Origin of the sequence: Phyllobacterium trifolii (assembly GCF_014192095.1) — a bacterium.
GTDB lineage: Bacteria > Pseudomonadota > Alphaproteobacteria > Rhizobiales > Rhizobiaceae > Phyllobacterium > Phyllobacterium trifolii.
Window position 1 is genome coordinate 197,014 of sequence record NZ_JACHXN010000007.1, and the last position, 22,556, is coordinate 219,569.

At 56.3% G+C, this 22,556-nt stretch carries 18 protein-coding genes; 6 read left to right on the forward strand and 12 right to left on the reverse strand.

The genetic code is table 11. The features are described 5' to 3' along the window. The first annotated feature begins 4 nt into the window (after positions 1-4). Both FHS21_RS13135 and FHS21_RS13140 read left to right on the forward strand, forming a co-directional pair. Positions 5-1,870, forward strand: a complete 1,866-nt coding sequence (locus FHS21_RS13135) for a gluzincin family metallopeptidase (RefSeq protein WP_183662164.1) — start codon at positions 5-7, stop codon at positions 1,868-1,870. Then, positions 1,852-3,198, forward strand: coding sequence for a ComEC/Rec2 family competence protein (locus FHS21_RS13140; RefSeq protein ID WP_183662166.1), 1,347 nt, complete (start codon positions 1,852-1,854; stop codon positions 3,196-3,198). Before FHS21_RS13135 ends, FHS21_RS13140 begins: the two co-directional genes overlap by 19 nt. A gap of 209 nt (positions 3,199-3,407) precedes the next feature. On the opposite strand, the gene FHS21_RS13145 is transcribed toward FHS21_RS13140, so the two are convergent. From FHS21_RS13145 to FHS21_RS13165, 5 genes are all read right to left on the reverse strand, one after another. Further along, entirely contained in the window at positions 3,408-4,163 is a 756-nt protein-coding gene (locus FHS21_RS13145) for a response regulator transcription factor (protein ID WP_112532425.1), read from the reverse strand. A 50-nt stretch (positions 4,164-4,213) separates the two neighbouring features. Further along, positions 4,214-4,846, reverse strand: coding sequence for a hypothetical protein (locus FHS21_RS13150; RefSeq protein WP_183662168.1), 633 nt, complete (start codon positions 4,844-4,846; stop codon positions 4,214-4,216). A 97-nt stretch (positions 4,847-4,943) separates the two neighbouring features. Next, positions 4,944-6,644, reverse strand: coding sequence for a S8 family serine peptidase (locus FHS21_RS13155; RefSeq protein WP_183662170.1), 1,701 nt, complete (start codon positions 6,642-6,644; stop codon positions 4,944-4,946). Between the two features lie 50 nt (positions 6,645-6,694). Beyond that, entirely contained in the window at positions 6,695-7,630 is a 936-nt protein-coding gene (locus FHS21_RS13160; RefSeq protein WP_112532428.1) for a phosphatase PAP2 family protein, read from the reverse strand. Positions 7,631-7,677: 47 nt separating this feature from the next. After that, positions 7,678-9,495, reverse strand: coding sequence for an SARP family transcriptional regulator (locus FHS21_RS13165; RefSeq protein ID WP_183662172.1), 1,818 nt, complete (start codon positions 9,493-9,495; stop codon positions 7,678-7,680). A gap of 439 nt (positions 9,496-9,934) precedes the next feature. On the opposite strand from FHS21_RS13165, the gene FHS21_RS13170 reads away from it, so the two are divergent. Next, positions 9,935-10,378, forward strand: coding sequence for an SRPBCC family protein (locus FHS21_RS13170; protein WP_112532430.1), 444 nt, complete (start codon positions 9,935-9,937; stop codon positions 10,376-10,378). Positions 10,379-10,686: 308 nt separating this feature from the next. Here FHS21_RS13170 and FHS21_RS13175 read toward each other — a convergent pair whose 3' ends face one another. From FHS21_RS13175 to FHS21_RS13195, 6 genes are all read right to left on the reverse strand, one after another. Next, entirely contained in the window at positions 10,687-11,193 is a 507-nt protein-coding gene (locus FHS21_RS13175) for a hypothetical protein (protein ID WP_158482296.1), read from the reverse strand. Between the two features lie 73 nt (positions 11,194-11,266). Next, positions 11,267-11,392: a hypothetical protein gene (locus tag FHS21_RS31190; protein WP_281386096.1), complete on the reverse strand. Its 126-nt coding sequence runs from the start codon at positions 11,390-11,392 to the stop codon at positions 11,267-11,269. A 25-nt stretch (positions 11,393-11,417) separates the two neighbouring features. Then, positions 11,418-12,569: a helix-turn-helix domain-containing protein gene (locus tag FHS21_RS13180; RefSeq protein ID WP_183662175.1), complete on the reverse strand. Its 1,152-nt coding sequence runs from the start codon at positions 12,567-12,569 to the stop codon at positions 11,418-11,420. Between the two features lie 262 nt (positions 12,570-12,831). Next, a complete protein-coding gene (locus FHS21_RS13185) occupies positions 12,832-13,878 on the reverse strand; it encodes an AI-2E family transporter (RefSeq protein ID WP_246411011.1) in 1,047 nt (348 codons plus the stop codon). Between the two features lie 173 nt (positions 13,879-14,051). Beyond that, complete coding sequence (locus FHS21_RS13190; RefSeq protein ID WP_183662177.1) at positions 14,052-14,543, reverse strand: DUF1269 domain-containing protein; 492 nt, start codon at positions 14,541-14,543, stop codon at positions 14,052-14,054. Between the two features lie 146 nt (positions 14,544-14,689). Further along, positions 14,690-16,366 carry an alpha/beta hydrolase gene (locus tag FHS21_RS13195; protein ID WP_183662179.1) on the reverse strand — a complete coding sequence of 559 codons (1,677 nt, stop codon included), beginning with the start codon at positions 16,364-16,366 and terminating at the stop codon, positions 14,690-14,692. Between the two features lie 617 nt (positions 16,367-16,983). Here FHS21_RS13195 and FHS21_RS13200 point away from each other — a divergent pair. The 3 genes from FHS21_RS13200 to FHS21_RS13210 all read left to right on the forward strand — a co-directional run bounded on the left by FHS21_RS13200 (position 16,984) and on the right by FHS21_RS13210 (position 21,702). Next, positions 16,984-18,534 (forward strand): AbgT family transporter, encoded by a 1,551-nt coding sequence (locus FHS21_RS13200; RefSeq protein WP_112531937.1) that lies wholly within the window; start codon positions 16,984-16,986, stop codon positions 18,532-18,534. Positions 18,535-18,583: 49 nt separating this feature from the next. After that, positions 18,584-19,786: a M20/M25/M40 family metallo-hydrolase gene (locus FHS21_RS13205; RefSeq protein ID WP_376772103.1), complete on the forward strand. Its 1,203-nt coding sequence runs from the start codon at positions 18,584-18,586 to the stop codon at positions 19,784-19,786. Between the two features lie 83 nt (positions 19,787-19,869). Next, positions 19,870-21,702, forward strand: coding sequence for an SLC13 family permease (locus tag FHS21_RS13210; protein ID WP_183662181.1), 1,833 nt, complete (start codon positions 19,870-19,872; stop codon positions 21,700-21,702). A gap of 218 nt (positions 21,703-21,920) precedes the next feature. Here the strand turns inward: FHS21_RS13210 and FHS21_RS13215 are convergent, their stop codons facing one another. Continuing rightward, positions 21,921-22,553: an ATP-dependent Clp protease proteolytic subunit gene (locus tag FHS21_RS13215; protein ID WP_183662183.1), complete on the reverse strand. Its 633-nt coding sequence runs from the start codon at positions 22,551-22,553 to the stop codon at positions 21,921-21,923. Positions 22,554-22,556 lie beyond the last annotated feature (3 nt).

The window sequence follows — 22,556 nt, forward strand, 5'->3', positions numbered from 1 at the left end:
TCTGATGGCGAGAAAAACCCCAGAAAACAAGCACCGGCTTTCGCCGGAAACGCGCCGGAGGCTTTATGGTGCACGGCGTTTCTTGCCATTGGAGGTGCAGAAGGACACCGACCTTCGCCTGCAGATCGATGTCTATTTCAAAGACCCGCTTGTGGCGAAGAACAATCCTGCCGCGGCCATTGATCAGAACTTCTTTGTGCCGTGGGAGCCGGGCTTGCGGGACGGACCGACCAGTGCTCGTTTTGCTGTGGTCGATTACGATGCGACTTCCAACACCCTGGAAGCGCCTGCTGTCTGGGATAGCAAGGCCAATGCCTTTGTCGCACCGAACGGGCGTATCCTCGACGAGAACACCAGCAAGCTACCGCAGTTTCGCCAGCTCAGCGTGTGGGCAACCGTCCAGCATACGCTCGACTTTTTCGAGAGCGGCTTTGCTCTTGGCCGCCGGATTACCTGGGCTTTCGAAGGCAACCGGCTGATTGTGGTGCCGCATGCCGGCTATGGCGAAAACGCCTACTATGATCGTCAGAGCAAATCGCTGCAATTTTATTGGTTCGACGGGGAGGATGGGCGCATCTTCACCTGCCAGTCCAGCGACATCGTCAATCACGAATTCGGTCACGCGGTTCTGGACGGGTTGAGACCCTGTTATTATGAATCCGTTTTGCCGCTAACGGCAGGCTTCCACGAGTTCGTTGGCGATCTGACCGCTATTCTCATGGCCTTTCGCAACAATGATTTCCGTAAAGCGATGATCAAGGAGAGCGCTGACCTTGCTGGTGGAACCCTGTTGTCATCCTTGGCACAGGAGTTCGGCAATGCGGTCATCGGTCAGCCTTATCTGCGCACCGCCGCTAACAAATTGACAATGAGTGACATAAAGAACGATCTCCAGCCTCACCGCATTTCGCAGGTGCTGACGGGAGCCTGTTTCGACATCATGGTCAGGCTCTTTGGCAAATACAAGGAACGGATGGACCAACGCTTTAAGGATAATCCGAAGAGCAAGCCATCACTGCCAAATGCCTTCTGGTACACGATCCAACGCATGCAGATGATGGCGATACAGCCGCTGGATTTTCTGCCGCCATGCGAAGTTGCGTTCCGTGACTATGCTTTGGCGGTGTTGCGCGCCGAAGAGGTGTCAAATCCAACTGATCCCGATGGCTATCGCGAGATGATGTTCAATGTATTTGTCGAGCGCGGTATTCTCGATGAAGCGGATCGCGCGTCCCTCTTGGAACCGGACGCTGTCTTCAATCGCCCTGAACTGACCATTTACCATGACATCGACTCGATCGGTGCATCGCGCGGCGGTGCCTATCGTTTTCTCGATGACAATCGTGCCGATCTGTTCATTCCCCCCAACGCCGACCTCATCATCACCGAGATCGTTCGCGCCAAAAAGCTGACAACGGAATCGCGGCAACTTCCCGACCAGATCGTCGTGCAATACATATGGCGGGAAGATGTCGCACTCGAGGGCGAGCGCTTCGGCCGCTTTGCCGGTGAGCGAACGAGTATGCTGTGCGGTGCAACGCTCGTCCTGGACCAGAATGGCAACCAGATCCATTGGGCACGCAAACCCGGCAGCGAGGAGCTTGGTAACAGCCGCGAGCAACGCGCCGAGCGCAACGCCGGGCGCAAGCGTCGCGAGGCATTTCTCGATGCTCTGGCGGCACGGATCAAATCGGGCATGATCGGCGAGACCGTCGGCGGCGAGCTTGGTCTCCTGGCCCGTGCCATCCCGCCATTCGGGTTCAACCGCGTCGACGGCGAAGTGCGTTTTCAGCTTTCGCCGCATTTTGCCATTCACGACGATATCGAGGACGACGACATTGGAGGCCGGCAATGGCAGGTAAGCTCCTGATACGCATGTTTGACGTCGGCCTTGGCGACTGCATCTATTGCCGGATTCCCGACGGGCATGAGGACGGCCGCGATTTTCACATTCTCATCGATTGCGGCTCGCTAAGCGGCTTGGACTACCTCACGGCCGCGCTCGAAAAGCTGAAGATCATGCTACCTGACGATGGAGCCAAGAAGCGGCTTGATCTGCTCATTGTCACGCATCAGCACAAGGACCATATCCTGGGTTTCACGCCGGATCCCTGGGCTGACTTTTCTGTCGGCGCATTGTGGATGAGCGCCGCGATGGATCCCGATCATCCGGAGGCCAGGAACGCCCGACAGCTCCATGCTTTCGCCGGCGGCATGATCAAGCAGGCGCAGCACCTCAACTTCAGTCCGGAACTGGAAGGTCTCTTCGCGGCCTATGCAGCAACGAACGATGTGGCGGTGGAGACATTGCAAAAGACCATTCCCGTAAAAAACAATATCAAGCCGGTCTATGTTCATGCGGGCATGGACACCGATGATAAGCTCAAGCTGCCCTTGAAAAATGCAGCATTGCGGATTCTTGGACCGGAAAACGACATTGACCTTTATTATCTGGGCAAACCTGAAAACCCGTCAATGCACGGTGTCATGTCCGTCATGGACGCCGTTGCAAAATTCACGGCGCCGAACACGGCGCCTTCAAAATCCACGCCTCTCCCGACCAATATCGCCGCGGCCGATTTCCGGCGGTTGCAGTCGCGAATGCTGTCGACAGCACTCGCCTTCGCCGATCTCGATGGCAAGGTGACGAACAATACCAGCGTCGTTCTGCTCATAGAATGGAAGGGTAAGCGGCTGCTATTTGTCGGCGATGCTGAATGGGACGCGCGTTATGATGAAGGCGAGGCCAACGGTTCGTGGAATGTCATGTGGAACAAGCGACATCCCGTGTTGGCCAAGCCGCTGGATTTTCTGAAAATCGGCCACCATGGCAGCGAAAACGCTACACCATGGAATGACAATCCGCTGCGCGATCCCGCCAAGCCAAATGAGCCGCTCCACATTCTGAACGCCATCCTGCCGAAGAATGGTACCCCAATCGCGTCCGCCGGCGTTTCTACCCGCCGTGGTCAATACAAAACCATACCGAAGGCGGATTTGCTGGTGGAGCTCGGCAGCCGGGTTGCGACCAAGCGAGACTATGCCAGGGCGTTCAAAAGCGCCCATATCAATACGTCGCTGATCAACAAGTTCGACGAGTTCGAGCAAACCTGGTTTGCCTCCCCACAGCCTCTACGCACGGATTTGGAAGATATGTTGAGCGATCGGGGCTTTATCGATATCGAGATTTCAGCTTGATGTTGTACCTGAAGGCGTTGTGATGAGGCACAATGGCCCGTCTGGTATCTGCACTTTGGAAAACCGGGTCTGCGGTCAGGTTCCGCTCAAGGTGGTCATAGTACTACAGGCGCGTGGAAAAAAGACCCTCCCACAAAGGGGGAGGGTCAGATGCAGGAGCGGCCCCCGTCGCCCCCAACGGCGTTCTATTCTTGCTGCCGAACGGCGCTCTATGCGATCTCATCAAACATGGCGTTGATTTTGTAAATTGCTTCCGCCCGGTTCGTCGCCCGAACCTTCTTGAGGATATTGCGAACGTGAACTTTCACAGTGTTTGGAGCAAGCCTGAGGGCATAGGCAATCGTTTTGTTTGCCTTTCCCTGCCGCAGGACTTCGATGACCTCACGTTCCCGTCGTGTGAACATTTCCAAACGCTTGGACTGATGGTGGTTGGTTCCGAGGATGCTTTGAATATCATGCAGGTTCTTGGCCGCGACGAAAACACCTCCTGCCAACGCCATCGATATTGCTTCGATGCAAACAGATATTCCGGCATTGCCTGGAAGGTAGCCATGGGCACCTTGCTGGAGAACGCTCAGGATTTGCTGAAATCCGCATAGTTTTGCCTGAACAATGACTGGGACCTTCGGAAATCTCCGAACAAGCGCCCCGATTTCGAGCACAATGGAATTATCCATGAATCTTGAGTCGTCGACGCATACAAGGATAACCGAAAATGCCGTCGCTTCATATGCCTCTATATCTTCGACAGAGCCATAGGTAGCCATGCGCAGTCCAAGCCCATTCGATATAAGCCCCCTGGAAAGCTGCTCTCGAGCAATGGCACGTCCGTCAATAATGGCAAGGGTCCGTTGTGGACGGGGTTCTGTCGATGCGATGTGGAACGCTGCACGGCGGGCCGCCGCATGCCGATTGTATACGGCGTGATCAGCATCCGGTATTCGTTCATACATAATTCCTGACATTTTCTTGTCCCCAAAAACTACTCATTGACACGTGCTTGCAACATTGAAATTCAATTGCACCACGTTTTGCTGTCGCCGTTTCGGGCGCGGCAAATACGTGCCGAGCGTTCGATCAAAAGCTGCATTGCGGCGTAGGAGAGTTTGATTTCTCCTCCTCTGCTTCGCAGTGCGCCGATCTCAGTTAGGCGTTGAACCGCGCGACCATCTATTCGCCGGATCGTTTCGCCCTGTGACAGGCGGTTCAGTGCTTCCCATTCGTCTATCGATATTTCACGCTTTAAAACCATGTACGTCGAGCTCCGATTATGAATTGCCAGGCAGATACTCGCTTCAGTCGAGCTCATCGAAAATAGCGAGAACTGCCGCGGCATGTCCGTTGCTGGTGCTGCCCAGTCACGTTGTTGACAATTGGACACGGTCGAAAAACGGGTCTCTGCACTGGAGTTAAGATCGAGATATGAATAAGTCGGATCTCCCGCTCCATGGATGCTTTGACGCTTTTGTAAGTGAGGCACAAGCCCGCTGGCAATTTCGGCCGCTTGATCAATCTGGCAAATGATGACCACCGGTATTTTCTGGTAAGAACTGTTGACATCGGTTTTTCCTCCCGCAGATCGATTGATCTCCGGATCTATTGTGTTACCGGAGTATTGGTCGATATTACCGGGGGAGGCGTCGCTCAAGCGCTGTCTGACCGTCAATGCACCGTCAAAAATGAAGGATAAAACGTAAAAAGGACCCGCGGGCGGGTCCTTTTTGGATGTTTTGTCGGGCTTTGTGTCAACTGTTCAGCACTACATCGACAGCCGCGGCGGCGTTAAGGAGTCCCGCTCCAAAGAAATACCTGGGATCGATGACATCTTCGTTGTCCGCATTCATGCAGTCGGGTGTGAGAGGACGAAAACCCGGTCCAACATTGCTGCTTCGGCTGGACGCTTCCTCGAGGATAGACTTGACAGCTATACCGTCTAGCTTGCCTGACCCACTGTGAACGGCACGATGGGCCCGTTGCACGAGAGCCGCGACGCCGCCGACCAAGGCTGCGGCCCCTGACGTACCGCCAAAGCTGGTATAGTAACCGCCACCAATGCCGGGATTATTTGCAGAGGGAAGCAGTGAGGACCAAGGCGCTTTTCCTTCATCATAACCAAAGACACCCGGAAGGTCCGTGCTGAGAAGGCTGAACTGCGAATAGCAATATTCCTTGCCGGGATCCGCGTTATATTCATGCTTGGCGATCAAGGGAGACAGCCGATTGATCCGCAATTGATGGCGATTGAATACCTCGCCATCATCAGAGGGTGCAACGAGGGTTAGACCTTCACCATAATTGCTGTAGCCGGACCGGAAACCTTCAACCGTGACTGCGCCGACGGCGACAATCCCGTTGTCGGGAGCTGCAAGGCTCGCTGGATAGATGAGCTGGCTTTCGCCGCTGTTGCCGGCAGCGCAGATCACCGGAATCTTTCGGCTCACACCAATGATCAAATGTTCGAGGATCGTCCATATGCGGTCCGGATTGGAACCCAGCTGCGTTGCCTTGGGCTCGAGTTCCCCTGGTCCCTGTTCTGCCAGGGCGATGCGCGCGAATAGATCCGCAGCATCACGGTTGGCCCAGCGTTCCAAGTCCGCCTTCAATTCGTTCTTGGGCTGCATGGCGCTTCGCTTCGGATCGGGTATGCCGCGTGGCATGACAATGACGTCAACGTTCTGCGAATATGCATAAAGGAATGCGGCAATGAACTGTACGGCATTGTCTTCGAACGAAGTCGTAATATTGACGAGGCGCGAAAAAGGATCAGCGCCAAAATACGGTAACAAATTGGGATTTTTGTTGGGATGGGTCCCGGTCGAATCCGGACTCGTAAAGATGTCTTCCGGTAGAGACGGAGCGCCGTCCTCCGATGGCAAGGCGGCAGGCTCGGCCACGATCAAACCGGCACAGGCGGTGCCGTGAGCTGCAAACATCGTGTTCGAATCGAGGATCCGGCGCAGAACGCCATATGAACCGGCATACTCCGCCACAATATCGTCCAGGTATTCCTTGTCATCAACCGATAGTCCGAGGTTTCCGAGTCCGGATATGTCGAGTTCGGCAAAGAACGCCTGTTTCTCCTCCTTATAGGTACTGTTTGTATCGTCGAGGATGGCCAGCGCACGCGCACCGTATCTGTGCGTTGCCAGGTCAATAGAAGCATTCTGATCGATCCGGGTTGCCAGGTTCGGGTGATCTGGAGATATGCCGACGTCAATGAGCGCTACCCTTGCGGGCGAAATCGAAGCCACACCTGCAATGGTGTCCCAGACAGAGCCGGAAACAACAGGAGAAGGCGTGATGCGCAGCGCACTTTCATTGTTGGGAGGGATCAGACCACTCGAGGATCCGAAGTCCGCGGTAATCACTCCCAGAGCAGCCAAATGCCAGAGATAATAATAGCCGGCAGGTGCAGCCTTTGTGTTGTCGGATTGGAGGAGGGCCATCTTTAACCTCATTTACGCTGGAGGAATCACTGAAGCTGAATGCACATCCTTCACACCCATTCCTTGTGTACCGCGTTATACGTCGCGGCGAACGCATCTCTCAGATAAGGTGCAAACCGACGGGCCAGATCACGTCCTGCTTTCGTATCGCTCGGATAGTGCAGGCCGGCCCATTCACGATTTTCTGCAACATTTTGGGCAATTCGTGCCAACTCTTCGGTCGCGGGATGCTCGGGAAGGATCGTGTTGAATGCGAATACAATGGAAAAGCATTGGAACGCATGATTGCTTTGATACGATTCGTGCGCGGGGACTGCCAGAAGGGGTCGCAGCCGCGGTTCAAACTGACTGGGTCGCAGGCGATTGAACTTGTTCTTGTAGATGAGACCCACATATTCGCACGCTGTCAGGATATTTTGAAAAAGTGCCTCAGTCTGTTCGAACCCTGCTATGTTCTCGATATAGAGCGGCCGTGTAAACTCGGCGACCGATAGCGCGGCTTCCTGTTGAATATCCTGGAGTCGTCTGGCCCTTTCGCGGTCGCGCTTCTGCATCGACAGCATCACTTTGGTTTCAAGACGAGTGAAGTCGGGGCCTGGTGGTGGAGTAATGTCGAGCATTTCCCACGTAAACCGAGCGGCGGCGGTAAAAGCGTTCCGGGAAGGTTGTTGGTGGAGCCTTCGCAGTTGGAATGCAGGTATCAATTGTGCATTGCCGGTGCTGATTCCGCCGAATGAGGTTTTGTTCTTGTTCTTGTTTTTGTTTAGGGAGGATTTGTTCAGTACCGATTTGTTGGCAACACCGCCGCTCGCCGTGGCGGCTCCGGCTATGGGCGCGCCCGGGATGGCGATACCGGCTCCATCCATCGCTGGGTCAACCTCGGCGAACGGCAAAGGTGGGCAGGGCGATACGTGATCGGCATCGACCTCAAATCGAAAATTGTTCAGGAACTGTATCAGCGGTGATTGCGGAGCAACGTTGACCATTTCGCGTATCCTTCATCCATTCGAACCGAATTTTGATTGAGGAAGAATTACCGGAGCTTGACACCGGCCTTGGTAAGTCCGGCGATCAGCATCTTGCCTCCCCCAGTTTTTAACAGCGGGTAGCGATTGTCCTTGAGGGACTCGATAGAGAAATTCGGTTCGACAGCTTCGAGCCGCTCTACATACTTTCCCGCCAACTCCATCTCATCGCGATGTGCATGACTTGCTGCCATGTAGCGCAAGAGAGAATTGAAATCAGGACGCATCTTCAGCGCGTCTTCACCCGCAGAAATGGCGGCTGCGTGATCACCGGCGAGGGCCGCACTGATGCACTTTGTCGTGTCGAAATAATACTTGTGCACACTGTAAAACCCCAGGTTTTGAACCCAGTTGGCCATGGCCAACGCCTTTTCAGGCTGCCCGGCGTAACAATGCAACATGGAATAAAGGTCCCAACCGAGTGGTTGTGCTGGGTTGAGCTTGATTGCTCGTTCGAACAGTCCCGCGGCATAGTCGTATTCGCAAAACAGGAATGAATGAACGTGCCCAACGAGAGCAAGTGCGATGGAATTGTTGGCGTCCAACTCCAATGCCTTACGGGCGTAGAATTGGGCTTCTTCGACTATCGTTGAGTCGTAGGCATTGAAACGCTGTCCAACCCGGAAAGTCCTGATAAAGGCGAGCCACGCATAAACCGAGGAGGAGGGCCGCTCAGCAGCAATGTTGTGAAGGATGCGTTCCGCTCTATCAAGATCCTCCCGAGACAATCGAAAGACCGAGTTGACCGCCTCGATCAGAGTGGTTTCGCGCTCCAGCTTTCCTCCTTCGCCGCGGAAAAGAAAGCTACCGTTGACTTCATCGATCAAGTGATTGATTAGCCCATGCAACTGACTGGTTTCGCCTCTTTCCAGGGGCAGGCGGTCGGCGATGCAACTGTCTTTCCAGATCAGGCTATGATCGGTCAAACGCAGAATGCTCACCACGATAAGGGCGGTTTGACTGGCGAGTGTCAGTTCCAGTTGTATGCCGAGGGGTGTTGCCAGCGAGATTTCGCTACCATTCGACGAGTTCGCCCCAGGCCGTCCGCCGAAGGAGAAATCAGTGACACGGATATCAGTTCCCTCGACAAGCGATTTTGCGATGAGATTCGTCACGCCTGACGCAAGAATCTGTCCGTTTTCGCTTTGTCCGGCGATGCGCGAGGGCAGGATCGCGACTACCCATTGTCTCGAATTGACGTTGGAAATCGAGTCACCAGCTCTATCGTTCGCCGCTCCATTTGCCGTTCCACCATTCTTGCCCGGATTGATCGCCGTTAAAGGAACGAGTGGCGTCGGTTCCTGGTTCTGACGCGCCAGCTCAAGCTTTGGTTCAAATTTTTGCTGGAATTGTCCCTCATCGTATCGGCGCTGCCAGACCTGTCGCTCCAGTGTCAGCCACTCCTCGAATTCGGGGTCTCTGACGTCGACCCCTTCGAGAAAATGTTCAGCAGCCAGTTCGTCATTTCCTGCCGTATGGCCCTCGGTCAGGATTTCGTCGATATCCAGCCGTATGCGGTCCATGCGAAGCGAGACGGTGTTCTTGTCAGCCACCAGGATATCGCGTGCATCACCCAGGCATTTCCTGATATCGAGCAATGCCTGGCGAAGACTGGCAGAGGCCTGGTCTTCAGGTCTGTCGCTCCAAAGCTTGTCACGAAGCCAAACTCTCGAACGTGATCCCCTTAGGGAGACCGCCAGCATGGCAAGGATCGCTTGAGACTTTTGGGATTTAGGCGTCAGAACCTTGCCCTCCGGATCAGTGATCGCGAAGGGTCCAATAAGGTACATGCGATAAGCCGCTTCGCTGTGCTGACTGCGGTCCATCAGCGTGGGTCCCCGAGTAGCCTCATGGATTGCTTTATCTTGCTTGTGCTTGGGCTCTCGCTCTAACTTTGGCACAAAACACAACTTTGGCAATACGTTTGCGTGTATTGGGAGCCCGCGCGGGTAAACAGGAATGCTTATTCCCGAAATGTTGTACACTATTCCGCTCCCATCATTTCCTTGACGTCAGCTAAGCTGGCTGACTTACGGGGAATACAATTCCACTGTTATTCCAGCGTGAAACCAGCGTGAATTGTGGTCAAAAAAATAAGGAGGTGTGGGTTACAGGAGCATTTTTGATCGGTGGGTGCGGTGCGAACTCGTTAGAGCGCCGGCAGCTCGTCTACGGTCGCGCAAATTTTTTCAACAACGATGTCGGATTGGCAAAGTCTCGCTCGTCCTAAGGGCCTATTCCGGCAAATTCAGGAGGATGACAACCATGCCGAATACCATACGATTGCACCGCGTTCTGGCAACAAATCCGGACAAGGTTTATCGGGCATTCATCGAGGCAGACGCGCTCGCCAAGTGGCTTCCCCCCAACGGTTTTGCTTGTACGGTGCATCACTCAGAAGCAAAGGTCGGCGGCACGTTCAAAATGTCCTTCCGGAACTTTACGACTGGCAATAGCCACGCGTTTGGTGGCGAATATCTCGAGCTGGTTCCTGGTGAACGTTTGCGTTACACGGACAAATTCGACGACCCCAACCTGCCTGGCGAAATGGAAGTAACCGTGACGCTGACCAAAGTGTCGGTCGGGACCGAGCTCCATATAACACAGGCCGGCGTGCCGGACGTCATTCCACCGGAGGCTTGTTATCTCGGATGGCAGGAGTCGCTGAAAAACTTGGCAAGACTCGTCGAGCCGGAGATCAACGAATAGCACATCAGACGTGCAGTGGCTGCGAGGTAATGGCTGTTCGCGGCACCCATTTCAAAGCAAACTGGTAGTTGCGGCGGATGCCCCGGACCGTAGGGGAACGCGCCGTATGAGCGGCAATGATCCAGGTTGCGACATCACAACCCAGCATTTAGCATATACATTGGGAGAGAAGCAGGCGGCTTCACCGCCTGCGCATCCCCAGTTGATGCCCTTGTTTGCGATGTATTTTTGAAGGTCGCTCAATTCCTCACAGACGCCGGGATAAAGCGCTGTCAAAGAGGCCAACTGCTCGCCGGCCTTCTCCAAGTTCAAAGAGAATATGCTTGGAAGAAGGCCAGGAGCGCGCCCACGCCTATGCCAATCAGCGGTGCTATTATTCCCCCCAGCTTTGCTTTTCGAAGCGCGCGGGCTTGCCGTTCGCTTACCCGGCGGTTCGTCTGGTACCGCTCCTTGAAGATTTCGAGGTATTGGCGGGAAAATGTGGGCCGGTCGTTTTCGTTATCGGCGGCGAGCAGCCAGAATTCGGCATTGCGACCCGGCAGATCAATGTCCCCGACTTCGAGGGCCTGAAAGCACTGCCAGGACGACCACACCAAAACCAGCGTCAAGGACGCAAGTTCCCAGCCAACCGTTGGAGAAAACTCGCCTGCTGCAAGGGACGTAACAGCGCCGGTCGCCGTGGCAAGGGCGATGACAGAAAATAGCCGGAGAAGTCCAAGCGCCTGGTTATTGCTCGAAGATATGAGAGCAACGATAGCATTCTGCCGAAATCGCGTATCTTCGATAGCCAGCTTCCAGTCGTCATTTTCAAACATTGGAATCATCCCCTTCGGCATTGCGGACAAGGCGGTCAAAAATGCACAATTTCAACCGTTGGCAGCGCGACCGTTAATACAGGAGCCAACCGATACCGATCGCAGCTGCAACACCGATCAGGAACACGACGGTGAAGGTGAAGGGCCCAACATTCACGCCGAGTTTTCTCAGCCGCTCGTCCAGATCATCATGACGCATCGAAAACCCGATCGCTTGTTACAGATCAACCGTGAAGCTTGCGTAGCAGCAATCCGAGGCGTTCTTCCGGAGCTGCGGTGGCGATTTCGCCGGCCGGTCTGCTTGGCACACCGCTCTTGCGGCCTGCTCTCACTTCGCTTGGCGTATAGCCGAATTCCCTCTTGAATGCCCGGCTGAACTCTGCGCCATCACTGAAACAGCGCTGCTCGGCGATCTCAATAATACGGCGTTTGTCGTTCGGGTCCGCCAATGCTGCGTGTGCATCGAGGAGACGCTGGTGCTGCAGGTAATGCATCACGCCGCCGAACGGCTCGAACATCCGGTAAAGCCCGGTGCGTGAAATCGCGAGGTCACGCCGCAAGACCTTGGCATTGAATGATGGATCGAACAATCTGGATTGCACTATATGGCGTGCCTTTTCGAGCAACACGCGGGCGATAGGTGCCTGAGCCTCCTCGATGTTGCCTGGAGATGGCAGCAGGCACGCCCGGATCATCGCCTGCGTCGCGCCCACGAGTTCAGGGAGATTGTCGGCCTCGACCGCCGGCAGCCGCTTGGCCAATCCGATAAAGTAATCGGACAATAGCCGTCCCATAGCCGTGTCGACAGAGGAGAATTCGGCCGCGCTGAGGGCACGAGCCACTTCTGGATCGGAATCTCGGGGAACAAAAAGCACCAGCATGTCGCTATCTGTTACGCTCCCCTCAAACCAGCGCCCCAGCGAATGGACCTGGACGATGCCGGCGCCGCCTTGAAAGCCTCCTGCCGGACCCTCGGTGCTGATCGAGCCGTCGAGTGGAAGGGTCAATGCCCAGTGATCGAGCGTTTCCCTGCGCGTGTGACCTGGGACACTTGCAAACTCGAGTGCGCTGGTTCTGATCCGCGAGAACGCCAGGCTGCCGAGATCCCAGACCGTCTGCTTCCCTTCAAAGCCACGAGACGTGTCCCTGCATTCGCCAAGCTCGAGCATCGACGAGAAGCTATTGCGCCAGGATTCATACTGATGGTCAATCGGCACGCCGCTGGTATCAAACTTGAACGCGGGAATAGAAAATGCGCCGGACGACGTCCGCTTCGGTTGCGGAGGAGGGCAGTTGATGGCAGACCCCGCTGCCGCGTGTGCAAAGTTTCGATCGAGCGATACATCCGATGGCGCGATATGATCATGCGCGTTCATGATTTCACCATTTGTCGTACCCGGTACAACGTGCAAATAGGGGGCGCTGTCTCATTGTTAGAGACGAGCATAATAGTACTTCGATCCATTTTGTTGGGGGAAGTACAGGCATGGCTGCTCCAAAAAACCACAAGAGTAAGGTATCGCGCAGTTACAAATGCTCGACTTCACAAGTGTGGCACAACCACTGCGGTCTGTTCAGTACGTAACTGTTACGAAACAATTTGTATAATTTACAGGACGTGCCTGTGAACGTTGGATATTAGGTCGAAGCTTTGTCGGAATTTTCAGAAGACCTGGCCGACAGCAACACGGCAATCCATTTCGCCACGGAGGATTTCTCACAGTAGATGATGAACGCGATGAGAATGGGGACGCCGATGAATGCGCCTGGAACCCCCCACATGAAGCTCCAGAAGAAGACCGAAAAAATCACGGCGAAAGGCGAGATTGCCAAGGATGCGCCCGTTAAACGGGGCTCAAGATAGCTACCGATCAGAAATTGGATCAGGTTCAGTCCGACAAACACAGCCAGTGCCATCTGCCAGGAATCAAATTGGCCCATGGCAAAAAGCGTCGGAAGGACAGTCGCCACGAATGGTCCAAGGAACGGTATGTAGTTGAGGGTGAAGGCAATTGCGCCCCAGGCAGCCGCCAGATCGAGGCCTGCGAAATAGGCGAATGCCCAGACGATCAACCCGGTCAAGACGCTGGCAAACGTGCGCACGAGCATGAACCGGCGCAGTTTCTTTGAAATTTCGCGATTGGCATGAAGCATGTTCATGCCCTGCGGTTGTAGGGCAGGAGAGCGAAGACGCTTGGCGAAATCCTCTATTTCCAGGAGGCCAAGCATGACGAAAACAAAGACCAGCAAGGCAAATCCCGCGAAACTATTGAGGCGCCCGGCCAACCCCTGGGTAAAGCTCACCAGCCATGTCACGTCGAAACGGTCGGCGAGTGGACCTGCGATGGCAATGCCGTGTTCCTCCAGCCAGCCGGTCCAGTGGACATATACATCCTGGAATCTGCGGGCATTGACGAAAAGCCATTGGCCAAGCCTGCTCAGGCCCCAAGTCACCGAGGATCCGACGGCGACGATGATGAAGATTGTTGAAGAGAGCGTCACAAACAGGGCAAGTAGTTTGGGCATCCAGCACTGCAACCTGAGCTGGAGTGGCGCAACGAGGGCGATGACGAAAAGGGAGAAGGCGAACGGTATGAAGATTGCCTGGCCGAAACGAAGCAGCGCGAGAACCAGGATGCCGGTCGCGAGGTAGCCGATCATCGGTTTTGCATATTGAACTGCCATGCCTTGCCTACCCGCCCCATAGCCAATGATCCCGGCCTACCCGGGAGCGCAAGGCGAAGACCTTTGGCCAATGGACCACGGCCATTCGCCGACGGCTCCCCAAACCATCTCGATAATTCCCTCGAAGATGGGTCCTGCAGGTGAGCACATGGACTGTGTCCGACTGCCAAAGGTCAAGATGTGGCCTTTTGCAACGCGTCGCGCAGAACCTGCTCCTTGGTTTCATCCAACGAAGTTTTGAGAACAACACCGCCGTAATGCGAAATATCCTTCAGGACCTTGTCGGCCGTCATCGACTGCACGAGCACGAACAGGGCGGCGTTTCCAGGCTGAATATTGGCCGCGAGATCCTTCATGAAGTTGTCGTTTATGCCGACATCCGTCAACGCCCCGCCGAGGGCACCGGATGCAGCGCCGACTGCGGCGCCGATCAGCGGATTGAGAAAAAGGACGCCAATCAGCAAACCCCAGAAACTGCCGGATACCGCGCCGGCTGCTGTCGTGCTCACCAACTGGTTGAGCTTGATTTTGCCCGCATCTGTCTTGGTGGCGATGACGGCGTCGCCGAGCGTGATCAGATATTCTTTCTGGAGTTCGAGGAGCCGATTGCGCACCTCTTCGGCTTTGGGTTCGGTGGGATAGACGATCACGATAAGATCAGACATGTTGCCTCCGGTTCTCTAGGGTGACTAACGCTGGGACGCGCTGCAACAAACTATATCGTGCCCGACAGGTCGAAGAGATTAGCCATGAATCCCACAGCTATGCATTGTGTTTCTTTTTCCATTGAGGAGCGGTCGCACCTGAACGGTCAATCACCTGGTGGCGGATTGTCGGCGCTGCGCGACCGTTCGAAGAAAAATGCCTTCAGGCGAGAAACATCTTCCGGTTGAATGTTTTGCGGGGCCGTAACGGCAACCCAGCCGTCGATGTAATGGTCCGGGGCGTAGACATGACCGTATCCCATCGGCGAGGTCGTGGCGATTGCCATGTCGAACAGGAGCTGCAGCATTGTGACACCTGGAATCCAGCGGAGGCTTGGCGAGACATCGGGACCACGCGGGCTCTTCATCCAATCCGGCTCCCGATAGAGCGCGTGAAAATCGAAGAACGTCACGGGATCGCTGGCATATTGGAGATAGACGATGCGAAGAGGTCCCCAGACGGCACCGGGGATATCGAGCGCATTGTTCTGGTTGGTGAACCGTATGATTGAATTGTCGCGGAAGCGCGGCAGCCATGCCGGCGAACCGGGATTTCGGCCAGCCGTCACGGAGTTCCAGATGCGGCTCTGGAAAGGTGGACCGCTCCACAGGGCGCCTTGGAAAGGATCGCCGATAACATCGTAGAGATGGGCCGAAAGTTCGGAGTTCATCGCGCCCAGGCTCAGGCCATACAAGTACAGTTTGGGTCGGCTGTCACGCGGGAGCGTAGTCCAGTGGCGGTATACTTCGCGAAAGAGCGCCTGGCCTGCTTCGGCGCCGTAGCCCGGCTCCACGAGCAAGGATAGCCAACTGCTGAGATAGGAATATTGCACGGCGACGCTGGCGATATCGCCATGATGTAGATACTCGACCGTGTCGATACCCTCCGGATCGACCCATCCTGTTCCCGTCGGAACGATGATAATCAACGCCGATCGTTCGAACCCGCCATCACGCTTCAATTCTTCAAGCGCGAGGCGCGCTCGTTCATCGACCGTCTCCGCGGAATTCAACCCGACATAGACACGAACGGGATCCAGCGCTTTTGCGTTGAAGAAACTGCCAATCTGCGCACCGGTAGGTCCAGATGCGATAAACGCGCGCCCTTGCCGTCCCAGGTTCTGCCAGTCGAGGACCGAGCCCGGGCCGCCAGGTTTTGTGGAATCCGAGGGGCGTATCGAGCCGTCATCGATCCTGGCATCGAGTTCGCGAAAGGATGTGTCGACCATACGCAAAACGACCTTGAACAGGACACCCTGGGCCACCGACCAGAAGAGTGCTATCGCCAGAACACCGCCAATGACCTTGGACACACGGCGCGGCACGAGGCGGTTCAGCCAGCGCGAGAAGAGCCGGAATGTCCGCTTGAAGAGGCGGGCGAGCAAAATGACCACCAGAAAAATACCGAGCGCAATGGCCGCAAGTTCAATTGGTTCCACGCTTTCGACCGGCCCAAGTCCCATGAGGCGCCGCACGGTGTTTTGCCATTCGGCTGCCTTCCACAGAAAAACGCCGGCGGTTCCAATACACAGGATGACAGCAATCCATTTGGCGGCTTTCTGAACCGGCGCGCGTGGAACCGGAATTTCCAGATAGCGCCAGAGCCACACGGCTGCCACGCCCACACCGTAGCCGAGCGCTGCGCAGAATCCAGAGAGTGCGCCCTGAACCAGGAAAGAGCGTGGCATGAGGCTAGGCGTAAGGGATGTGGCAAAGAAGACAATACCGACAAGCAGACCAACGGCTGAGAACGACTTTGCCAAGACTGAAATATAAGCTTTCATCGTGTTCCCCCTCGACGAGAGATGGCAGTTTGAAGTCGACCGCAGTGACGCAATGCATAGACCCCCTGTCTTGTTGAAGTGATGTCAATTTCCAACGGGTGTCACGGTGATATTAACCATTCAGTCGTCAATTATTCGTTGTTGAAGCGATGGCCATTGATTAGACGATCCTGACACAGGCGAAATACCCTTGATGCGGATCAATGCATGGAATGCGGGAAATTTGAACTGAGAGCTTGGTTTTGGGATTCCATGCCTATCACTGATGATTGGAGCACCACTATATTCGCGCCACTGTGCTTGCGGCACTTGTCGCAGGCCTCAAGATTGGTGACCTTCGCATAAGGGTAGAGGAGGCGTTTAGTTTTATCTTCGGCCTGTCGCTTGCAAGTGCGATAACTGAAAGGGGAGCCGGCATCGGTACCTGATCCGATCATTGGCGGTCCAACCCCCCAACGATTTTCTGCGATGCTTCGGCGGAATATACTGGGACGGTACCGTTCACCGCAGCTTATCGTCTTGGCGACACAGATTGAGCAAGCCAGTAAACCGCGCCATCACACCTGGTGTCCTTCGAACAGCTGGGCGCAATCGGTTGACTTAACGGGAGACCTGAAATGACCACTGCCAATACCGCGCCAAAGACCGTGATGCAAAGACTGCTTGATGGCGTCGAGAGAGTGGGAAACATGGTTCCCCATCCCGTCATCATCTTCCTCATCCTGATCGGCATTGTTATCGTCCTGTCGGCCATTCTCGGTGCCTTCGGGGCGGCGGTCAGTTTTGAGCGCATCAACCCGGACACCCACGAAATCGAAACCGCTTCAACGGAAATACGCAGCCTTCTGAACGTGGAAGGCATCCGCTTCCTCTACGCCTCGCTCATTCCCAACTTCATGAGTTTCACGGCGGTCGGGCTTATGATCGCCGCCATGATCGGTGCGGGCGTGGCCGAGGAGTCCGGTCTGGTCACAGCGTTGATACGCAAACTCGTCATCGTTTCGCCGCGCTGGGCCCTGACCTATATCCTGGCCTTCGTGGGCATCCTTGCAAGTATCGCAGCAGATGCCGGTTATCTGGTCCTTATACCGCTCGCCGGCGTCGCCTATATGGCAGTCGGAAGACATCCGCTGGCTGGTCTGGCGCTCGGTTTTGCGGCGGTTGCCGGTGCTTTTACGGTCAACATGCTGATCAAGCCACTCGATGCGGTCCTCGTGGAATTCACCAACGATGCAGCACGGCTGGTCGATCCCGCGCGATCGATCGGGCTGGCGTCGAATGTCTGGTTCTCCATCGCGTCTGTGATCTTCCTGACTTTCATTATCGCATTCATCACGGACCGCATGATCTCGCCGCGGCTGGGCGAATACAAGCCGGAGGCGTCGGCTGACGGAGCCGTTCCGGATCAAGGAGCCGTGCTGTCCGAGCAGGAATCACGTGGTTTGCGGTTTGCGCTCTACGGCCTCATAGGCCTCCTGGTGGTATTCCTGCTGTTGACGCTTCCCAGTGGGGCGCCGTTGCGCAATCCTGAAACCGGCGAGCTGATCGGCAATTCCCCATTCATGAATGGGCTGATCGCGCTTATCATGCTTATGTTTCTGGTGACGGGGTGGACTTACGGCATTGGCGCGGGCACCTTGCGGACATTATCGGAGGTGATCGCCGCAATTGAGAAGTCGATCAAGAACATGGGCGGAACAATCTTCCTGTTCTTCGTCCTCAGCCAGTTCGTCTCCTATTTCACCTACACCAACATAGGCACGGTCATGGCACTCAGCCTTTCCGGCGCACTGCAGGCGGCAAATATTGGCGCCCTGCCACTGCTGATCGGCTTTATCGTCGTCGTTGCGATCATCGACCTGTTGCTGACCGGCGCAATTGCCAAGTGGGCGATCTTCGCCCCCGTCTTTGTGCCGCTTCTCATGAAGCTCGGGGTCGAGCCGGAAGCAGTCCTTGCAGCCTATCGCGTTGGCGATTCGCCGATGAACGCGATCACCCCGCTCAATGCCTATTTTGCGCTCGTCGTCGGCTTCGCCCAGAAATATGACAAGTCCGCGGGCGTCGGCACCATCGTCTCACTGATGCTTCCCTATGTCGTTTTGATGTTCGTGCTGTGGACGGCTCTCTTTGCGGTCTGGAAGGCCCTCGGGCTGCCGTGGGGCCTGTAGCGAACGACGGACATTTCATCGATTACAACAAAATGATCGGATGGATATCATGAGCAACAACTCTATTCCCCTCGACGTCGCGGCCGCGGAAGATCACCTGATGCGGTTCCTCTCGGTCGAAGGCGTAACCGGACAAGAAGCCAACATTGCCGCTGCGGTCAGCGACGCTCTGAAGAAGGTCGGCGTGCCGGAGTCGGCGATGCGTTTCGACGACGCCAACAAACGTATTCCGCTACCGACCGAAACAGGCAATCTGATCGTGGATCTGCCCGGAACACGGCCAGGACCGCGGCTTCTCTTTTCCACCCACCTCGACACCGTGCCGCTCTGTGCAGGGGCAAAGCCGCGTCGAGAGGGCGACCGCATCGTCTCGGACGGTACCACCGCGCTCGGCGGCGATGCCCGGACCGGCGTCGCGGTTCTCGTCGTGGTCGCCGAAACACTTCTCAAGAACAAACTGCCGCATCCGCCAATAACGCTGTTGTTCACCGTGCGCGAGGAAAGCGGCCTGCACGGTGCGCGGGAGCTCAACCCGGCCGATCTCGGCGGTGCCGTCATGTGCATCAATGTCGATGGCCAGATGGCTTCCGACCTGATCATTGGCGCCGTCGGCCAGGAGAATTGGGAAGCGGAAATCACCGGCCGCGCCTCACATGCGGGTGTTGCGCCCGAAAAGGGCATATCGGCAACGATGGTCGGAGCGCTGGCGCTTGCCGAAGCGCGGCGTGCCGGCTGGTTCGGCAAGGTCGTCAAGTCAGACGGTCGGGGCACGAGCAATGTCGGTATCTTCGGCGGCAAGGACAACAAGCCCGCCGGCGACGCGACGAACGTCGTGACCGACTATGCCTTCATCAAGGGTGAGGCGCGCAGTCCTGAATCCGCCTTCGCGACGAAAATCGCCAAGGGATATGAAGAGGCATTCACCAAAGCGCAAAGGGAGGTCACGGATGACGCTGGCGGCACAGCGGAGCTGAAATTCAGCCATGTGACTTCCTATCCACCGTTCGAACTCGGCAAGGACACTCCGATCGTGCAGCGGGCAACCAAGGCACTCAAGGCGCTCGGCATCGAGCCAGTCCTGGTTTTCTCCAACGGCGGCCTGGACGCCAACTGGCTCGACAAGCATGGCGTTCCCACCATTACCATCGGTTCCGGCCAGGCAGAGATCCATACCATCAAGGAATATGTGAACCTTGCGGAGTTTGAAAAGGGCTGCCGTATCGGCGTGCTCATGGCGACGCTCGATGACTAGAGGTCTTGCCAGGCCGTCTGACGTGCGTGGCTGGCGCGTCCGGGTTGGACAGCCCGATCAGGGCCAAATGAGGAACTGAACGATTGAGCCCGATAGCATACACAGCCACCATTATAGCCGTTGCCGTGGTTTTGTTCGTCTGGAACAAGTTGCCAGTCGTCGTTGTGGCCATGCTGACCGCATTGGCACTGTGGGCGACCGGCGTGCTGACGATTAACCAGGCGCTTGGTGGCTTCGGTGATCCGGCGGTCATCTTCATTGCGTCGCTCTTTGTTGTCAGCTCCGGGCTCGAGGTCACCGGGGTCACCGCCTGGGCCGGGCAGTTGCTCATCCGCGGTGCGGGCGAAGAAAGCCGGACGCGCCTTTTGCTGCTGAAAATGGGGCTGGTATCGCTGCTGACCGCCCTGATCAGCGTCAATGGCGCCGTCGCAGCGCTTCTGCCGGTCGTGGTTGTGATCGCCGTCCGCCTCAAGCGCAATTCGTCGCAATTGCTCATGCCGCTGGTTTTCTCCGCGCATGCCGGCTCGATGCTTGCCTTAACCGGAACACCGGTCAACGTGCTGGTGTCGGAAGCTGGTCTTGACGCGGGGGCGGGCGGCTTCGGCTTCTTCGAGTTCGCGCTTGTGGGCGTGCCACTTCTGGCTGGAACCATGGCCATCATCGTGCTGTTCGGAAAGCAGCTGCTTCCCGAGCGCAACGGCGCCACCATGCCGGCCGATTTCAGCCGTCACGCCAAAACCTTGGTCGAGCAATATGGGCTTGCTAGCGGAATCTACCAGCTGCGGGTCCGTGCAAGCTCACCCTATGTGGGTGTGCCGTCGTCAGGGATCGACCTATCGGCGCATCCGGGGCTGCAGCTGGTCGCCATACAGGAGGGCGAAACCGCCGGACCACTGCGCCGGCCCCTCGTGGCCGAAGGAGACCATCTGCTGATACGCGGAGAAGGCGACGTGGCCGCAGCATTTGCGGCGCAGATGCATCTTGCATTTCGGGATGAGAAGGCGGCCGGCCAAGGCGAGGACACGCTGTTCAATCGCAGCTCCGGGCTTGCTGAAGTTGTCATCCCGCCACGCTCGGGTCTTATCGGGGAGAAGGTTTTTCCTGGCATGGTCACCGAAAGTGGCGACCTGATCGTTCTGGCGGTGCAGCGCCCGGGCCTGGAAACCGCCGCCGTCAAAGCCAAGGGCGCCGGCGGTATCGAGCTGCAAGCGGGTGACACCATGCTGCTTCAGGGAACCTGGAAGGCCCTTGACGTTCACCTCGACGATCCAGACGTTCTTGTGGTCAATTCACCGGAGCTGGTTCGTCGTCAGGCCGTCCCCATGGGCCCCGGCGCCCGCCAGGCTATCATTATCTTGATTGCAATGGTCTTACTCCTCGCGACCGGCATTGTGCCGCCGGCGGTATCCGGACTGCTTGCTGCCGGTGCGATTGTCCTGTCAGGGATCATGAATGTCGAGCAAGCCTATCGTGCCATTGGCTGGACGACGGTGATCCTCGTGGGCGCGATGATGCCGCTTTCCACTGCGATGGTGGAAACAGGGGCGGCAAAGCTGATGGCGGAACATCTCGTCAATTTCGTCGGCGATGCCGGACCTGTAGCGCTGCTTGCGGGGCTGTTTATTTTGACCGCGGTGATGGGGCAGCTCATCAGCAACACGGCAACCGCACTGATCGTCATCCCGATCGGTGTCGCGGCTGCGACGGCAATGGGTATCTCGCCCCGACCCGTGCTCATGAGCACGGCGGTGGCGGCGGCAGCGGCGTTTCTGACGCCAATCGCCACGCCGACGAATTTGATGGTTATGGGCCCGGGCGGCTACGCATTCAGCGATTACTGGAAGCTCGGCTTGCCGCTGCTGATCTGGTTTTTTGTGGTTTCTGTTTTCATCGTGCCGTTGATCTGGCGTTTCTGATAACAGGTCTTGAAGGTGGGCAAGTGGCGCAGCGTCTACACCGAAACGATGAGCGGCAAAGGCAAATAACCTACTCGCATGGTGCAGTTCTGTGTGTCGGCTATCGGGCTTTTTCTGCGTAAAGCGAAAGGTCGAGGCGCTTGCTGGTATCGAACAGGAACTTGCGCAATGGACCTGGTTCCGGTCAAACGTATATCCGCATTGCTACACGCAGTGGATCAATCAAAGGGCCTGCCGGCGGGAGGGAGCTCGACCCCAGGCCGCTTTGACAGAACCGTGTCAACAAGGCCCCATTGTCTGGCTTCCTCCGCGGTCATGAAGTGATCTCGATCCAATGTCTTTTCCACATCCTCGAACGATCGCCCGCAATGCTGCGCGTAAAGGCTGATCATTCGGTGCTTGGTCTGGCGCATTTCTTCCGCATGGATGAAGATGTCAGAGGCCTGTCCCTGAAATCCACCGAGTGGCTGATGCACATGAAGACTTGAATTCGCCAATGCAGTGCGCTGACCAGGTTCACCAGCCATAAGAAGGAAAGAACCCATGGACCGCGCTGTCCCCATGCACAAGGTTGCGACGGGGCAGGTGATGAACTGCATTGTGTCGTAGATCGCCAGACCACTGGTGATGACACCGCCGGGCGAGTTGATGTACATTGAAACCGGTTTCGTGGGGCTTTCCGATTCCAGAAACAGCAATTGCGCGCAGATGAGTGCCGCCATTCCGTCCTCGACCTGACCATTCAGGAACACGATACGTTCGCGTAGCAAGCGTGAGTAAATATCGAATGATCGTTCGCCGCGGCTGGATTGTTCCACGACCATAGGGACGAGTTGCATCATGTCGCGCATCGG

What these genes read in the sequence shown, in the direction of transcription:
- FHS21_RS13135 (WP_183662164.1), top strand. Translation starts at nt 5, where the DNA reads ATGGCGAGAAAAACCCCAGAAAACAAGCACCGGCTTTCGCCGGAAACG.
- FHS21_RS13140 (WP_183662166.1), top strand. Translation starts at nt 1,852, where the DNA reads ATGGCAGGTAAGCTCCTGATACGCATGTTTGACGTCGGCCTTGGCGAC.
- FHS21_RS13145 (WP_112532425.1), bottom strand. Translation starts at nt 4,163, where the DNA reads ATGTCAGGAATTATGTATGAACGAATACCGGATGCTGATCACGCCGTA.
- FHS21_RS13155 (WP_183662170.1), bottom strand. Translation starts at nt 6,644, where the DNA reads ATGGCCCTCCTCCAATCCGACAACACAAAGGCTGCACCTGCCGGCTAT.
- FHS21_RS13160 (WP_112532428.1), bottom strand. Translation starts at nt 7,630, where the DNA reads ATGGTCAACGTTGCTCCGCAATCACCGCTGATACAGTTCCTGAACAAT.
- FHS21_RS13165 (WP_183662172.1), bottom strand. Translation starts at nt 9,495, where the DNA reads ATGGACCGCAGTCAGCACAGCGAAGCGGCTTATCGCATGTACCTTATT.
- FHS21_RS13170 (WP_112532430.1), top strand. Translation starts at nt 9,935, where the DNA reads ATGCCGAATACCATACGATTGCACCGCGTTCTGGCAACAAATCCGGAC.
- FHS21_RS13175 (WP_158482296.1), bottom strand. Translation starts at nt 11,193, where the DNA reads ATGTTTGAAAATGACGACTGGAAGCTGGCTATCGAAGATACGCGATTT.
- FHS21_RS31190 (WP_281386096.1), bottom strand. Translation starts at nt 11,392, where the DNA reads ATGCGTCATGATGATCTGGACGAGCGGCTGAGAAAACTCGGCGTGAAT.
- FHS21_RS13180 (WP_183662175.1), bottom strand. Translation starts at nt 12,569, where the DNA reads ATGAACGCGCATGATCATATCGCGCCATCGGATGTATCGCTCGATCGA.
- FHS21_RS13185 (WP_246411011.1), bottom strand. Translation starts at nt 13,878, where the DNA reads ATGGCAGTTCAATATGCAAAACCGATGATCGGCTACCTCGCGACCGGC.
- FHS21_RS13190 (WP_183662177.1), bottom strand. Translation starts at nt 14,543, where the DNA reads ATGTCTGATCTTATCGTGATCGTCTATCCCACCGAACCCAAAGCCGAA.
- FHS21_RS13195 (WP_183662179.1), bottom strand. Translation starts at nt 16,366, where the DNA reads ATGAAAGCTTATATTTCAGTCTTGGCAAAGTCGTTCTCAGCCGTTGGT.
- FHS21_RS13200 (WP_112531937.1), top strand. Translation starts at nt 16,984, where the DNA reads ATGACCACTGCCAATACCGCGCCAAAGACCGTGATGCAAAGACTGCTT.
- FHS21_RS13205 (WP_376772103.1), top strand. Translation starts at nt 18,584, where the DNA reads ATGAGCAACAACTCTATTCCCCTCGACGTCGCGGCCGCGGAAGATCAC.
- FHS21_RS13215 (WP_183662183.1), bottom strand. Translation starts at nt 22,553, where the DNA reads ATGCGCGACATGATGCAACTCGTCCCTATGGTCGTGGAACAATCCAGC.